The organism is Pedobacter aquae (assembly GCF_008195825.1).
In the GTDB taxonomy this organism is placed as follows: Bacteria; Bacteroidota; Bacteroidia; order Sphingobacteriales; family Sphingobacteriaceae; genus Pseudopedobacter; species Pseudopedobacter aquae.
Window position 1 is genome coordinate 2,794,375 of sequence record NZ_CP043329.1, and the last position, 16,593, is coordinate 2,810,967.

The window sequence follows — 16,593 nt, forward strand, 5'->3', positions numbered from 1 at the left end:
TTAATTAATGTTAAATATAATGTTATTTTTTATTTTTTATAATGTTATTAAAAAAAAAATATTGATATCATAATAAAAGAGGCTTAACAATACAATAATTTTATTATTAAGGTTTAACATATTTAAGGTAAATTAAAAAAGTCCTTTAGAATTAAATTCTAAAGGACTTAAGCTTTAATATAAATAACTATTAAGGATTTTGCTGTCCTACTAAACCAGTATTAGATTCCATTTCTCTTCTAGGAATTAAAAACTGCCATTGATTAGTTCCGGCAGGTTCTGAAATTTTATTTAGAAATGATGCAGAAACAAAATTAGGAAATGCAGTTGCTGATCTATCCAATGGTAAGTTTAGTCTTTTTAAATCTAAGAATCTAAATCCTTCACCCCAAAGTTCAACTCTTCTATTTAAAAGAATCTCTTCGATTAAAGCATCTCCGGTATTTGTAGACTTAACTGTACTAGCTTCTCTCCTTGATGTTAATACAAATAGAGCATCTTGTGCTAAGGAAGTTTGCGCAGGAGTAGATCTTGCATACGCTTCTGCTAAAATTAAATGCAACTCAGCAGATCTCAATAAAGGTACATCACCTAAAGTTGGCTGCCCTACCACTTTTACAGAGAATTTTCTACTCATGAAAGGAGCTCTTGAAAAAGTAGCTGCTGGTAAAGGAAAATTTGTAGCAGTTGCCACTGGCTCCCACATTCTCCTTCTAACATCAGTTGAAGACATTCTATTGTAGGTTGCAGAATTGATACTTTTTGGATTCCCTCTCATGTAAGTTGTATTGGCATTAAAAGCAATTTGAGAAAAGAATGAACCAAAAGTATCGGCTTGATCTGCTGATGGCATTGATGCCCACATCCATTCAGAAGAAGCAGTTGCATCATTAAAACCAGATTGATAAACAGCGCTAGTCATTAAAGGAAAAAGATTAGCATCAATAACTTCTTTAGCAAATCTAATGGCATTAGGATAGTCTTGCATAGTTAATGCAACCCTTGCTCTTAGACCTTTAGCTACATTAACATTAATATGACTTTTATTTACTCTAGTAGAAACATTTAAAGCAATTACATCATCTAAATCCTTTACTATTTGAGCATAAACTTCTTCAACAGTTGCTCTTGGTTTATTAGATTCAGTTGAAGAAATCATTAAAGGAACACCTAATTGAGTATTTGGCTTAGCAGAAGCATCATATCTTTTGCCATATAATTGCACTAAAAAGAAGTGAGCATAAGCTCTTAATGTCAAAGCTTCCGCTTTAATTCTTGTTTTTTCACTATCAGTACCTGTTGCCCCATCAATATTATCAATGATATAATTGGCATTACCAATTACACGATAAAAGAAACGGTAACAATAGCTAGTAAAAGCGCTTATTTCATTTCTATGAGAAACCCAAGAACCAGAGTCGTTCGAATACCAAGCTGCACCTGGCTGTGTAATATCGTCACCCATAAAATCCATGTGTAGCATAATACCTCCAACCCCTGGTTGATTTTGAGCATCATATCTTTCGAACATATATCTCAAAATTCCATTTAGAGCAGTATTTGCATTAGTAGTTGTTGTAAATACTGATGCATTATCAACCTGATTCGTAGGTGTTGTTTCTAAATAATCTTCTTTACAAGAAGCGAGCGAGAGGATTAAAGCCCCCGCAACTGTAACAAATATTTTATTTTTCATAATTATCTTTTATAAATTAACACTTAACCCAAATACAACAGTACGGCTTGGTACATACGTAGTACTATTAACACCTGTGAACGCCTCTGTTGGGTTTAATCCTTTTCTTTTAGCAAATAATGCTAAATTTTCTCCAGAAGCAAACACTCTTACATTACTTAAATCTAACTTACTGATGTACTTTTTAGGTAATGTATATGATAAGTTAACATTACTAATTGATAAATAAGAAGCATCTATTAACCATCTTGAAGATTGAGCTGTAAAGAAAGTGGAGCTACTAACATCCAGTCTTGGGAAAGGAGAATTAGTATTTGTCTCCGTCCATGCGTTTAAAGCGTCTGTATGTAAAGATTTACCATAAGTATTGATAGCCATTAAACCTGCGTACTGGCCATCATAAAACTTGCCACCAATTTGGTAATTAATCAACACAGATAGTTGAAGATTTTTGTAATTAAAGGTATTAGTTACAGCACCAAACAAGTCTGGTATAGCAGAACCCATATAAGCAAATTCAGCATTATTAAAATTTGTGGTATACGTTTTTCCATCAATTGTTCTTAACTCTGTTGTAGCAGTTGCTGTAGGGATAAATAAAGCCGAACCATCCGAAGGATCTACCCCAGCATACTGACGTAAATAGAATTGATAAAGATCTTGACCTACCTCATAACGCTTAGTTCCAGCTGTTATGGTTGGAGTCTCAGCTGGTAGCTTGGTAATTTCATTTCTAATAATAGAAGAATTAGTTAAAATATTCCAAGTAAAATTTTTCTTTCTTATAAGATCACCACCCAATTGTAATTCAATCCCTTTATTACTCATGTTACCCACATTTTGCCTTATTGAAGTAACAGGATTAGACAAAGGTAGTGGAACAGAAAATAATAAGTCTGTAGTAGCTCTATTAAATACTTCTAACTCCCCTGTCAATCTACTTTTAAATAATGAAAAAGCTACGCCAACATTCAAAGTTTGAATAGTTTCCCACTTCAAATTAGGGGTAGGTAAGCTACTTAATAGATAACCTGGTTCTGTATTATTATTAAATCCTAAATCATATAGCGCTTGATAATTATAATAGCTATCTAAATTATCATTTCCTACTTCTCCAAATGATGCTTTTAATCTTAAATCATCAATCCATGTAGCTTTCTCCATAAAACTTTCTTTATTGATTGACCATGAACCGCCTAAAGAAAAGAATGTTCCAAATCTTGCATCTTTAGAAAATCTAGAAGAACCATCTCTCCTTAATGAAGCATCAAAAAAGTATTTCTCATCGTAGTTATAAGAAGCTTTACTTAAATAAGACTCTATTCTATAAGTATCCCTAAAACCACCTGTACTTAGAGGAGTTACGAAATTTGCAAACTCTGTATTACCAGCAGATGCCTGATTTACTTTTGAAGCATCATTTCTTTGAAAGAGATAATCATAATTTTCATGTCCTGCTAAAACATTTATATTATGTTTTCCAAAAGATTTATCATAAGTTAAAATTTGGTTAAATGTATATGAAGTTGTTAAATCATTTCTTCTAAATACAAAACCATTACTCCCGTTTCCATCACCTACAATTGGATTTCTAAATTCTGTAGAATTAGATTGACGCAAATCAATATTAACACTAGGTCGAAATGTAAAATCTTTTAAAAATTTAATCTCGGCATAAGTTCTTGCATTTAATGCTACACGTTTGTTTAACACATCATTTAATAAGGTTTCATAAATTACATGTCTACCCGGACTTGCACCAGCAGGTCTATTAACAGCGCCTGGATGTTGTCCATAATCATAAAAATGTTGACCTGTAGGAGTTAGAACTGGCTGACCAGTTGAATTATACGCTCTTACAGGATATATTGGTCCCATGTTCCTAGAAAACTGAAAAGGGTTCACAAAAGAAGCTGCATTATCTGTAGAAGCATCTTGTGCTAAGCTAGCATCAGAAAGATTACCGGCTAAATTTAAACCAGTTTTAAACCATTTCTTAACCTGCGTATTAACGTTCATACGAGCGTTAAATCTTCTAAAATCAGACTTTTCTAAATAACCCTTATCATTCAAATAGCCTAATGATACGAAGTAATCAGATTTCCCGTTGCTACCACTATAACTTAAATCAGCATTAGTTCTAGAACCAGTTCTTTCTAATGGGGCAAACCAATCGAAATCATTGTATAGTAGAGTTGCATTAGGGTTCATTTTACCACTAGCATCTAATATTTGATTAGCTGGAACATTAAACGGATTATATACCAACTGTGTTGGTGTATTATTAGATGCGAAAGTAGCTGCTGCTGCCGGCGTTAAGGCTGTATTACCTGGTCTTGGATAAACTCTACTATTTCTTAAAGCTTGCCAATACAATGGATAATAGTCGTAAGCACCAACAGTTTCATATTCTTCTATTCCTCTCTCAGAGAAACCTTGAGTAACATTAACATTTAGCTTACTTTCACCTAATTTACCTCTCTTAGTATTAATAATGATAACCCCGTTTGCACCTCTTGCCCCATATAACGCAGAAGACGAAGCATCTTTCAATAAGGAGACACTTTCAATATCGTTTGCATTAATATCTCCAATATTCCCATCATAAACAGAACCGTCTAATACGTATAATGGAGAATTGGAGGCCGAAATTGAGCCAAATCCTCTGATTCTCACAGCAGAACTAGTACCAGGTTGCCCGTTTGTTGCGCCAATTTGTATACCCGGAGCAACACCTGCTAGAACATTTGTAATATTAGTTACAACACGGTTTTCTATAGCACTTGCATTAAGTGTTGCAACAGAACCCGTAATAGCTTCTTTCTTGGCAGATCCGTAAGCTACAACAACAACTTCAGAAAGCTGTTTAGCATCCTCCTCTAAAGTAACATTTAAATTACCTGAGTTAGGGATAGATACATCCTTAGTTACAAACCCAATAAAAGAAAATGTTAAAGTATTGGTAGATGATGGAACTTTTAAAGTGAATTTACCATCAAAATTGGTTTGAGTTGAGGTATTAGCTCCTTTTACTCTTACACTTACTCCCGGAAGGGGCAATTTGTCTCCTGCGGAAGTTACCGTACCAGTTACGGTACGCTCTTGTGCTATTGCATTTACCGCAATAAACAACAAGATGAATAAACTCTGTACAAGTTTTTTCATACGATTTGAAATAAGTTAGTTAGTTAATAAAGTGTTAATTAATGTTAAATATAATATTATGTTATGCTTACATACAAATTTTTTACACAAAAAATTTGTTTTTTAACATTAAAACCTTAAAAATCAGCTATTTAAAAAATTTTAATATTTACAATCATCAAATAATATTATTGATGAATTTTCAATAAAACAATTGATTTATTAAAAAAAATCATTTTTAAAGATTAAATTATTAAATTATTATGATTTAAATCATGATAATTCAATAAAATCACCAAAAAGAATTATTTAATTTAAGCTTTAGTATTCTTTATAGGCTTAACTCTAAAACTATAGGGCAATGGTCAGAATGTTTGGCTTCTGGTAATATAGAGGCTCTTTTAAGATGAGGCTCTAAGGCTTTGGTAGCTAGGTGGTAATCTATACGCCAGCCTAAATTTTTAGCTCTGGCTCCAGCTCGGTAGCTCCACCAAGTATAATGGTGCGGGTCTTCATTAAAATATCTAAAAGTATCTATATAGCCACTTTCTATGAATTTCTCCATCCAAGCTCTTTCTTCGGGTAAAAACCCAGATGAATTAGCGTTAGATTTTGGATTGTGTATATCTATAGCTTTATGGCAAATGTTATAATCGCCGCAAATGATGAGTTTTGGGAACTGCTCTTTTAATTCTTGTGCGTAAACATAAAAGTCATCCAAAAATTTAAATTTAAAATCCTGACGCTCTTCTCCGCTAGAGCCTGAAGGGAAATAAGCACTCATTACAGAAAAATCATCAAAATCTGCTCTTATGGTTCTTCCTTCTGCATCATACTCGGCTATACCGCAACCATACTCAACATGATTGGGTTCTTTTTTACTTAAAATAGCGGTACCACTATAGCCCTTTTTTTGTGCCGGATACCAATAATGATGATAACCTAATTGTTCTATTAAAAATAAATCTGCTATTTGGTCTGGCGTAGCTTTTATCTCTTGTAAGCAAACAATATCAGCATTTGTAGCTTGCAACCATGATAACCATTCTTTATTTATAGCTGCTCTTATTCCGTTTACGTTATAGGATATAATTTTCATGATTGTTGTCTGTTATTGGTTGTCTGTTATGAGTTTAAACTAAAAGAGATAAGCTTCTTTAAATTTTCAATTTTAGTTTCTTAACTTCTTTTGGTTTCATAAGCGTCACTTGCATTTTTATGTCTTCTAAAGGTCGGTTATTTCCATCAACCTTTACATCAGCGATAGCGTCTACCATTTCTAATCCTTTTACAACTTCCCCAAAAACGGTATAATTTCTATCTAGGAAAGGGGTACCACCAATGCTTTTATAAATTTCTCTTTGGTAGGCTGGTATTTTTTTACCTTCTAATCGATATTGCTCTATCTGATCAAGCTCTTTATCTGTATACTTTTTACCTTGCACAATGTAAAACTGACATGAGCTAGATGCTTTAGCCGGATTGTTATCTCGGGCAGCAGCCAAAACTCCTCTTTTATGAAAAAGGGTAGTATCAAATTCAGCATCAACACGGTAACCTAAATCTCCTTCGCCTAAAACATCTCCTGCTTTAGCTGTTTTTGATGTTGGATCTCCGCCTTGTATCATAAAATTCTTAATAACTCGGTGGAAAAGTGTTTGATTAAGCGTTCCATCTTTAACTAATTTCAAGAAATTATCTCTATGCTTTGGTGTTTGATTGTACAACATCAAATAAACCTCACCTTTGCTTGTACTAATTTTTACATATTGATTTTTAGGTTTTGCTGCAAAAAGAAAAGTACTTATACAGATGAAAATGAATATTAAAGAGGTGGTTTTTGATAATTTATACATGTTTAGTTTGTTAGGTGGTTAGTTGGTTAGGTGGTTAGTTGGTTAGGTGGTTAGTTTGTTAGGTGATTAGTTGGTTAGGTGGTTAGTTTGTTAGGTGGTTAGGTGATTAGTTTGTTAGGTGGTTAGTTGGTTAGGTTATTAGGTGGTTAGGTGATTAGTTGGTTAGGTGGTTAGGTGGTTAGTTGGTTAGGTGGTTAGTTTGTTAGGTGGTTAGGTGATTAGTTTGTTAGGTGATTAGTTGGTTAGGTGGTTAGTTACAAATCAAATAAATTTTCAAAATAGGAGACAATCAAAGATTTTAAAATCATTTCTTGTTCTAATAAAGTGTAATTAGGAATGGGTTTTATTTTTTTCCAATGTGGCCAGCCGTCTTGGTCTAAACCTTCTAACTTGTAAAAACCCATTTCAGAAAATAGACGACAAGTTGCAATATGCATCAATTCTTCTTTTTGTCTTTTACTAAACTTTTTTGGGCCTTTTCCTAACTCTTGTACACCAATAAGAAAGAGAATTACTTTCATATCTGGCTTTTCATTATCAAAATCGCTAGCCAGAATTTGCTGTAACTTATTAAACTTATGATTGATTTCTGCTGGTATCATTACAACAAAGATAATTTAATACCTACAAATAAAGAGAGAAACTATGTATGATTAATTTTACAAAAACCTGTAATGAAACATTGTTGCATGTTATGCGTTAATAACTATATTTGCAGCAGTTTATAATGATGAGTAATAAAAAAGGAATAAAGTTATTAAGTTTATTACTGCTAGTAGCAGTAATGCTTTCTGCCATTCCTTTGCACCAGCTATTACATCAGCATCAAAACTTAAAAGAGCAAACCCATACTTGCGAGCTGAATAAATATGAGCAACATTGCTGTAAACCTGCAAATGTATTTCATAAAAATGCTGCTCTTCTAAAGCAAGATTTTTTTCTTTTTGTATTGCAACAAGAAACGGTTTATCACAGGATTTACCAAGATGCTATCATTACAAAAAGCTTATCTTTTTCTAATAAAGCCCCTCCTTTCTATCTGTCTTAAAACATCTCTTTAGTTTTTTACAGATAATTTTTTGCACTTAATGAGGTATTTATTAATACTTATTAACCTATTTATTTTTACAGAATTGAGCTTGGCTCAAAATTGCGACTTCTCCATCTTTGGAACTGTTAAAGATGCTGCAGATGGCAAAGTTTTGCCTGGTGCTAGCATTAAACTGATAAAAGAAAACCAGGCTACAGTTTCTGAAATTGATGGGCATTTCCACTTTTATAAGTTATGCCCCGGAAATTACACTCTGGAAGTATCTTTTGTAGGTTATAGCTCAAAAATGGTTGCTATTGATGTTAAAGGAAAAACAGACTTAACCATCAGTTTAGAGCCTTCTTCATCTTTATTGAATACCGTAAAAATTATTGGTTCTAAAGTTAATGAAACGCCACTGCAAAGTACAGCTAAATTAAAAGACCGTGACTTGGCTTTAACCAGAGGCGAATCTTTAGGCGAATCTCTTAAAAAAATACCCGGCTTAAACTCTATTCAAACCGGACCAAGCGTTTCTAAACCCGTGATACATGGCATGCACTCTAACAGGGTATTAATTTTTAATTCGGGAGTGCGTTTAGAAGGCCAACAATGGGGAAGCGAACATGCACCAGAAGTTGACCCATTTTTAGCTCATGAGATTAAAGTAGTAAAGGGAGCTGCTAGTGTGCAATACGGACCAGATGCACTAGGCGGAGTAATTTTAATAGAGCCTGCTTCACTTGACTTTCACAATACATTTAAAGGTGAAGTAGATTTTGCTGCCATGAGTAATAACCAAATGGGAGCCTTATCTGCCAAAGTTGAAGGTGCTAACAAAACCCATACTTTTGCGTGGCGCTTACAAAGTACCGTAAAACAAGCTGGAAACGCCAAAACAGCAGATTATGTTTTAGCAAATACCGCTTTTAGAGAACTTAATGGTTCTTTAACATTAGGTTATCAAAAGGGACATTTAAGTACAGAACTTTTTGCGAGCTCTTTTAATACTAAATTGGGCATTTTTACAGGCTCTAATATTGGCAGTACTACAGATTTACAAGAAGCTATCCAAAGACCTCGCCCAGATATTATTGGAGAACGTTCTTATAAAATAGGCAGGCCTTATCAGGATGTGCAACATCAAACTATAAAATTAAAATCAACATATTTATTTGATAAGCTTGGTAAAGCTGGTTTACAATATAGCTTTCAGCGTAATATACGCGAGGAATATAGCTTGGTAAGAGCCGCTAGCAGAAGTGGTTACCAATTACAATTTGAACTAAATACTCAGAATCTTGATTTATATCTTGAGCATAAACCCATAGGTAATTTTACCGGAAAAGTTGGCCTTACAGGTATGTTTCAACAAAATTTTTATGATGGAAGTTACCTGATACCATTTTTTGACAGCTATAATACCGGAGCTTACTTTATAGAAAAATGGTCTAAAAAGCGCTGGGAAATTGAGGCTGGATTAAGGTTCGATTATAAACATATGCAGGCTAAATTAAGAGAAGTTCCGCTTGATAATAATAGCCCAATTATTACACCTGCATTTAATTTCAACCAAACAGTAGGTACTTTAGGAAGCTCTTATTTATTGAAAGAAGGTTTAAAAGTTCATGCTACTATTGCTCAAGCATGGCGTCCGCCTGCAATAAGCGAGTTGTTTATTGATGGGATTGTACAAGCACAAGCAGCTTATATTATTGGAGATAGGAATTTAAAGGAAGAATCTTCTTTGAACCTAAGTACTGGAATAAGTAAAACATCGGGTAAACTTACCGGAGATTTAAACTTTTATTATGATTTTAATCAAGATTATATCTACCTACAACCTACCCAAGAATTAAAACTTACCACCAGAGGCGCTTACCGGGTTTTAAGATATGTACAGGTTGATGCTCGCTTTTATGGTACCGATGCTTTTTTAGCGTATCAGCTTCATGATAATTTAAATATTAGCGTAAAATATTCTGGTGTAAGGGCTTATAATAAGGCAAACAATAACTTTTTAGAACTTATACCGGCAGATAGAACATCAGCTACTTTGAGCTTTAAAATCCCTGATTTAAAAATCATGAAAAGCAATCTTTTAGATTTTAATGTACAGCATGTTGCCCAACAAACCAGAGTAAACCCTAATGCAGAACCCTTATTACCACCGGCAGCCTACACACTTTTTGGTGCTGATTTTACCAGTAACATCAAATTTGCTAAGCAAATGATTGGTTTAGGCTTAAGTGCACAAAATTTATTTAATAAAAGTTACAGAGACTATTTAAACAACTTCAGGTATTTTAATGATGACCTCGGACGAAACATCATTGTAAGATTAAACATGAAAATTTAACTCAAATTATTAACATTAAAACAAGTAAGAACATGAAGAACAAATTTAAATTTTTAGCTTTTGCAGCCCTATTAGTTGGAAGTATTTCGGCATGTAAAAAAGATGAATTGCCACATGTGCATGAAGAAGAATTAATTACAACTGTAACTTTAAGATTTACCAACACAGCCAATGCTAATGATGTGGTAACGGTTACAGCTAGAGACATTGATGGAGATGGTGGAAATGCTCCAGTTATTGGCGCATTAAACTTACGTCCTAATACAACTTATAATTGGTCTGTAACACAGATTTTAGATGAATCAGAAAGCCCTGCTGAAGATGTCAGAGAAGAAATTGTTGAAGAAAATTATGAGCATTTATTGGTTTACACGGCTACACCAGCAAACTTAATCACTGTAAATATTACTGATAGAGATAGAAACAATTTACCCGTAGGCTTAACCGGAACAGCAACCACAACGACTGCCGGAACTGGCACTTTAAGAGTTACTTTAAAACACCAGCCAAATGGTACTAAAAACGGTACAGCTGCTCCTGGAAGTACTGATTTTGAATTTACTTTCCCTTTAAATGTGGTAAATCCTATTTAATACGAAGATTTTGAAAAACATAAAAAAGCCCTAGGATAAAATCTTAGGGCTTTTTGATTTAGAATTACGAATGTTGTGCTTAAAAAGCTAATTGGAATTTGGCTGCATAATCACTAGGGTTATCGCCTATAACAGCCTTAAAAGTTTTACTAAAAGCACTTCTACTAACAAAACCACATTCCCAAGCTAAAGCTTCTATTGTGCTTTCGCACAAAAAGCCCTCTTGTATTAATTTTATTGCATGCTCCATTCTTAATTTATTACGATAGGCAGCAAAACTTAAATTATAGTGCTGATTTAAAAAATATGATAAATGATGAATAGGTATTTCAAGATAGCTTGCCAAAACATTAATATCAAAGTTTTGTGATAGATATAACTGTTCATTTTCAAACTTATTGAGCTTATCCTTAAAGATTTCTATATCTAAACCGAATTTTATTTTATCATCCTCAGATTTACAAATCTTCAATGCCTGAACATCATTTTTTAAACCTTCTAGCTGTACTTTAGCCTCAAAAAAACCATATAAAGTATTGGGAAAATAAAAAGGAAGTGCCGATAAGAGTATAAAGCCAACAAATAATACTGTTAAGATTTTTGAATAATGAACGCCTATTATAACGAGACTTAGAGGATAGCAATTTTGCAACACCAAAAGAAAAGTAGAAAACACTATAGCAGATAAAACTATAAGAAAACTCAAAATCCATTTATTAGTAGTTTTTTGATGCTTCTCTAAACCTTTATTTAGTAAAAGAGGCATAAATTTGATCCAAATTAAGGCAAGAGCAAACAGAGACCAAGTATAACGTATCAAAAAATGCTCTTTTAAAGCAAACAGTCCATATTGCTTTTCAAATCTATCTGCCGGATTTAAAATAGCATCATTGATGATAGCTATTTTTTCTGTAGCTGGTTTTAAGGAGAATAAGAAAACATCTAGCAATGCTAAAAGAAAAGGAATAAAAAGGAGTATATATGATGCCTTCCAAGTAATACTTTTATCTAAGATGCATTTAAAATAGAAGAATATAACCACATGCATTAATGCATAAATGGGTAGTGGCCAAACGTAAAACCAAGGTAAATCTTTTAAATACCCAGCTTCAATAACAAAACCTTGAAGCGAATATAAAAATACAATGAAAAAGAAAATTGATAGTAAAGAATTGGCTTTTTTATCGCCCGCTTTTCTCAGTAATAGGATAGAAACCTTTACTAAACTTAATACAGCAACAATGATTAAAACTGAACTAAAGAAACCCATTAAGCCTTATTATTTTGATTATCAGCAGATTAAAAACTAAAAACATCACTTTAAAAAGAGATATTTTATGCTACGATTTTAATCAAAATAAAAAGGGGCTTTCTCCCTTAAATTAGGCATACCCTTTTAATGTAATCTAAACATTACAAAAGGGAGTCTTAAGAAACCATCACTTTTTTCATTATTTCATCAACGCTTAACTGCTCTTGGGTGCCGCTTTGCATGGTTTTGAAAGTCAATTTTCCGCTTTGCATTTCATCGCCACCAATAACAATAACATAGGGAATGTTTTTGTCATTAGCATATTGCATTTGCTTTTTAATTTTAGCTCCAAATGGGTAAAGCTCTGCATGAATATTTTGTGCTCTTAATGACGCCAGGAGCGGTAAAGCGTATTTTTCTTCTTCTTTACCAAAAACACATATCAAAACTTTGGTGCTTTCTTGTGTAGTATGAGGGAAAAGGTTTAACTCTTCTAAAACGTCATAAATTCTATCGGCACCAAAAGAAATACCAGCACCAGTGAGGTTTTGTAAACCAAACATCCCGGTAAGGTCATCATACCTGCCGCCGCCACCAATAGAACCCATAGCAACTTCGTTGGTTTTAACTTCAAAAATACAGCCTGTGTAATAATTTAAGCCACGGGCAAGTGTTAAATCGAGTTCAATTTTAGCTTTGTTGAGCTTAAAACTAGCTAGGTAATCAAATACTTCTCTTATTTCTGCAATACCTTTTAAACCACTATCTGATGCTTCTAAAATAGTATCTAATTGCGCTAATTTTTCTTCGTTAGAGCCAGCTAATAATATGACAGGTTTAAGCGTTTGCAAATCTTCGGCTGTAAAGCCTTTGCTTAGAAGCTCTTTTTCTACCCCTTCTAAGCCAATTTTATCTAGTTTATCTATCGCAACTGTTAAATCAACAATTTGTGATGGTTTGCCAATAAGTTCTGCAATGCCGGTTAAAATTTTTCGGTTATTGATTTTGATGGTGAAATCTGTTAAGCCTAGCTTGCTTAAAGCTTCATCGTAAATGCAAATAAACTCGGCTTCATTAAGTAAAGAGTTTGAGCCAACCACATCGGCATCACATTGGTAAAACTCGCGGTAACGCCCTTTTTGTGGTCTATCCGCCCGCCATACGGGCTGTATCTGGAATCTTTTAAAAGGAAAAGCTATTTCGTTTTGATGCATCACCACGTACCTGGCAAATGGTACGGTTAAATCATATCTTAAGGCTTTTTCTGAGATTAGTGGTAATAAGTTTTTAGATGATAACTCTTCGCCTTTTTGCTTTAAGCCATCCGCTTTAAGCATATAATCTCCACTATTCAAGATTTTGAAAATCAATTTATCGCCTTCATCGCCATATTTACCGGTTAAAGTATCTAAGTTTTCCATCGTCGGCGTTTGTATTTCTTGGTAGCCAAACTTTTTGAAAACGCTTTTAATGGTATCGTAAATATGGTTTCTACGAATCATTTCTACCGGACCAAAATCTCTTGTACCTTTTGGGATGGATGCTTTAATACTTGCCATGCGGCAAAAATAGAAAAAAAGCTTTAGGAAAGCACAGGCCTAAGCCGATGTTGTTTTACTTCAACATATCAGAAAAATACCATTTATCTATGATATTTTGTCTTTCTGCTGGTGTGAGTTTATAAAATTCTGGATTTTTCTTGATGAAAGTTTTAAGTGCATTTAACTGGTTAAACCAGATTTTGGCATAATCGCCGCCGTTTTTCATTCCGTATTTATTTAGAAACTCGGCATAACTTTTCTCATTTTTAAGAATTTTAGCCTCATTAGCCTCTAATTCTTTTACGGCTTCCTTTGAAACCGGAAGTTTAAAATCGACCTTTTTACTTTCAAATTCTTTTCTTGCTTTAAGGTAAGACATAAAGCTTTCATCCTGATTAAGATAGTAATAAAAGTATTTGATGTCTTTTTCCTGCTTTTGAGCAAAAACTTGTAAGCCTGCAAATAAGAATAATAGTAAAATGAGATTTTTCATTAAAGCGCTATTTTTTACAATGCTAAAGCTTTTACTTACTTAATTCTTGCAAAAGTTTTTCACATTGTGTGTAAACCAAATCAAAAACAAGGGGAAATTCTTCGTCGTTATAATAAGGGTCTGGCACAAAACCATCAGGAATAAAGAGCTTTACTTTTTCTTCTTGTTCAGGCGTTTTGGCTTGTGCTATAACATCGCGGTAGTTTTGCTTATCCATCACCAAAATAAGATCAAAAGTCTCAAAATCTGCAGAGCTAAATTGCCTTGCTCTTTGGTTGGTAATATCTATGCCGTTTGCTTTAGCTACTGCAATAGAACGTCTATCTGGCTGGCAACCAATATGCCAAGAACCTGTACCGGCCGAGTCTATTTCCCATTTAAAACCTTTTTGTTTAACCAAATCCTCCATCACGCCATGGGCTAAAGGCGATCTGCAGATATTGCCTAAACAAACCATTAAAATTTTCATAAAAGCTTTACTTATAATTTACAAGAAGTTCTTTCTTTAAGAACTATGAAGTGTGGCAAGGTTTGTAGTTTACTTTTAATTTGTAGGGTATCCTGATGTTTTTTAAGCATCAAAAAATCATACTCAAACTTTCCAAAGCGGTAGCAACTGTTCTCGGGCTTATACTTGTAATCTTGGTTTACAAAAGCTCCGTTAAGTTTCAAAGTATCGGCTACAACAGTGTATGTTCCTTTTACATACTCTCTCCATGTATCGGTATTATAACACTCGCCACCATATAAATTTACTTTAGAGTGGGTGTTTATCTGGAGGTAAAAAGAATCGCAAGTAAATTTAAATTGATATTGCTCGTAATTAACCAATTGGTTTTTAAGCGGGATGCTATCTTCTGTCCAGCTACCTTGTAAAAAAGCATCTCCTGCACTAGGTACTTGCTCATTAAAAGAACATGCTTGTAGAGAAATAAAAAATACGGCATACAGTACCCTAGATTTATGATATCCTATCATCATCTCATTAAAAAACCCAACCGTAAAATTTAGCATGTATTTGTACTTTTTATAAAAGCAGAGGCTTTTTCAAACCTCTGCTGTATGAAATTACTTATGTAACTATTTAAGCGAGCCCACCATATCTTCTGGCTTAACCCACTCTGTAAACTGCTCGCTGGTTAATAAACCAAGCTCTACAGCAGCTTCGCGTAATGTTTTATTTTCTTTATGCGCCTTTTTAGCAATTTTAGCAGCATTTTCATAACCAATATATGGGTTTAAAGCGGTAACCAACATTAAAGAGTTTTCTAAATGCTTTTTAATTTCTGGTAAGTTAGGCTCTATACCAACCGCACAATTGTTATTGAAAGATACGCAAGCATCTCCAATTAAACGGGCAGATTGCAATACGTTAGACGCTATTACAGGTTTGAAAACGTTAAGCTCGAAATGTCCATTTGAACCTCCAAAAGAAACGGCTACATCATTACCTATAACTTGTGCACAAACCATTGTTAAAGCCTCTGGCTGTGTTGGGTTTACTTTACCTGGCATAATAGAAGAACCTGGTTCATTATCTGGGATAATGATTTCGCCAATGCCGCATCTTGGGCCAGAGCTTAACATCCTCACATCATTACCTATCTTCATTAAAGAAACTGCCGCTCTTTTTAATGCTCCTGATAATTCTACCATAGCATCATGTGCTGCTAAAGCTTCAAATTTATTAGGCGCTGTTACAAAAGGTAAACCTGTTAAATCTGCAATATGTTTAGCTACCAAAACATCATAACCTTTTGGTGTATTTAAGCCTGTACCAACTGCTGTGCCACCTAAAGCCAACTCTTTTACTGCCTCTAAAGCTTGCTTAACAGTTTTTATGCTATTGGTAAGCTGTTGCGCATAACCAGAAAACTCTTGCCCTAAGGTTAAAGGTGTAGCATCCATAAAATGGGTGCGCCCGGTTTTTACAATTTCTGCAAAATCTTGTGATTTTTTTACCAAAGTAGCTCTTAAAAGTTCTAAGCCTGGTAAAGTAATTTCAACCACTTGCTTGTAAGCAGCAATATGCATGGCTGTTGGAAAAGTATCGTTAGATGATTGTGATTTATTTACATCATCATTTGGATGCAACACTTTTTTATCATCATTTAAAGACCCACCGTTTATAACATGTGCTCTGTAAGCGATTACTTCATTAGCATTCATGTTAGACTGCGTACCAGAACCTGTTTGCCAAATCACTAATGGAAACTGATCATCCAATTTACCTTCTAAAATTTCTTCACAAGCTTTTGCAATTAAATCTCTCTTTTCTGTAGAAAGTACACCTAAATCGCAATTAGCCATTGCTGCTGCCTTTTTTAAATAGGCAAAAGCATAGATAATTTCTTTAGGCATAGATGCCTCTGGACCAATTTTGAAGTTGTTTCTTGAGCGTTCTGTTTGTGCTCCCCAGTATTTATCTGCCGGAACTTTAACTTCGCCCATGGTATCATGTTCTATTCTGTATTCCATTTCGCTAATTAATTTTTAAATGCGTTCAAATTTATAATTTTTGTCCGTTTTATATGATATAAACAAACAAATACCCGAATGTTTAAAACTCATTTCTGTTTTCTTTTATATAATTTCTAATTTTCCCTCGTTTACAATTGCGAACCATATT

14 protein-coding genes are annotated in these 16,593 nt (G+C 33.9%); 3 read left to right on the forward strand and 11 right to left on the reverse strand.

The features are described from left to right. Positions 1–190: 190 nt before the first annotated feature. The 5 genes from FYC62_RS12245 to FYC62_RS12265 form a co-directional block, all read right to left on the reverse strand. Positions 191–1,696, reverse strand: a complete 1,506-nt coding sequence (locus FYC62_RS12245; RefSeq protein WP_149075130.1) for a RagB/SusD family nutrient uptake outer membrane protein — start codon at positions 1,694–1,696, stop codon at positions 191–193. Positions 1,697–1,705: 9 nt separating this feature from the next. Continuing rightward, a complete protein-coding gene (locus tag FYC62_RS12250; protein ID WP_149075131.1) occupies positions 1,706–4,861 on the reverse strand; it encodes a SusC/RagA family TonB-linked outer membrane protein in 3,156 nt (1,051 codons plus the stop codon). Positions 4,862–5,171: 310 nt separating this feature from the next. Then, entirely contained in the window at positions 5,172–5,939 is a 768-nt protein-coding gene (locus FYC62_RS12255; RefSeq protein WP_149075132.1) for an exodeoxyribonuclease III, read from the reverse strand. A gap of 58 nt (positions 5,940–5,997) precedes the next feature. Then, positions 5,998–6,696 (reverse strand): peptidylprolyl isomerase, encoded by a 699-nt coding sequence (locus tag FYC62_RS12260; protein ID WP_149075133.1) that lies wholly within the window; start codon positions 6,694–6,696, stop codon positions 5,998–6,000. Positions 6,697–6,950: 254 nt separating this feature from the next. Continuing rightward, positions 6,951–7,298, reverse strand: coding sequence for a hypothetical protein (locus tag FYC62_RS12265; RefSeq protein WP_149075134.1), 348 nt, complete (start codon positions 7,296–7,298; stop codon positions 6,951–6,953). Between the two features lie 128 nt (positions 7,299–7,426). On the opposite strand from FYC62_RS12265, the gene FYC62_RS12270 reads away from it, so the two are divergent. The 3 genes from FYC62_RS12270 to FYC62_RS12280 are packed head-to-tail and all read left to right on the forward strand — an operon-like array spanning position 7,427 to position 10,678. After that, the gene (locus tag FYC62_RS12270) at positions 7,427–7,744 is read left to right on the forward strand and encodes a hypothetical protein (protein WP_039454140.1); all 318 of its coding nucleotides are present in this window, start codon (positions 7,427–7,429) and stop codon (positions 7,742–7,744) included. A gap of 40 nt (positions 7,745–7,784) precedes the next feature. After that, positions 7,785–10,085, forward strand: coding sequence for a TonB-dependent receptor (locus FYC62_RS12275; RefSeq protein ID WP_149075136.1), 2,301 nt, complete (start codon positions 7,785–7,787; stop codon positions 10,083–10,085). A 32-nt stretch (positions 10,086–10,117) separates the two neighbouring features. Then, positions 10,118–10,678, forward strand: a complete 561-nt coding sequence (locus FYC62_RS12280; RefSeq protein ID WP_149075137.1) for a hypothetical protein — start codon at positions 10,118–10,120, stop codon at positions 10,676–10,678. A 79-nt stretch (positions 10,679–10,757) separates the two neighbouring features. Here FYC62_RS12280 and FYC62_RS12285 read toward each other — a convergent pair whose 3' ends face one another. From FYC62_RS12285 to fumC, 6 genes are all read right to left on the reverse strand, one after another. Continuing rightward, complete coding sequence (locus FYC62_RS12285; protein ID WP_149075138.1) at positions 10,758–11,948, reverse strand: helix-turn-helix domain-containing protein; 1,191 nt, start codon at positions 11,946–11,948, stop codon at positions 10,758–10,760. A 158-nt stretch (positions 11,949–12,106) separates the two neighbouring features. Beyond that, positions 12,107–13,489, reverse strand: a complete 1,383-nt coding sequence (gene hisS, locus FYC62_RS12290; RefSeq protein ID WP_149075139.1) for a histidine--tRNA ligase — start codon at positions 13,487–13,489, stop codon at positions 12,107–12,109. Between the two features lie 55 nt (positions 13,490–13,544). Continuing rightward, positions 13,545–13,964, reverse strand: a complete 420-nt coding sequence (locus FYC62_RS12295) for a hypothetical protein (protein WP_149075140.1) — start codon at positions 13,962–13,964, stop codon at positions 13,545–13,547. Positions 13,965–13,995: 31 nt separating this feature from the next. Further along, positions 13,996–14,433, reverse strand: a complete 438-nt coding sequence (locus FYC62_RS12300) for a low molecular weight protein-tyrosine-phosphatase (protein WP_149075141.1) — start codon at positions 14,431–14,433, stop codon at positions 13,996–13,998. Positions 14,434–14,444: 11 nt separating this feature from the next. Next, positions 14,445–14,978 carry a fumarate hydratase gene (locus tag FYC62_RS12305; protein ID WP_149075142.1) on the reverse strand — a complete coding sequence of 178 codons (534 nt, stop codon included), beginning with the start codon at positions 14,976–14,978 and terminating at the stop codon, positions 14,445–14,447. Between the two features lie 66 nt (positions 14,979–15,044). After that, positions 15,045–16,442 (reverse strand): class II fumarate hydratase, encoded by a 1,398-nt coding sequence (fumC, locus tag FYC62_RS12310; RefSeq protein WP_149075143.1) that lies wholly within the window; start codon positions 16,440–16,442, stop codon positions 15,045–15,047. Positions 16,443–16,593 lie beyond the last annotated feature (151 nt).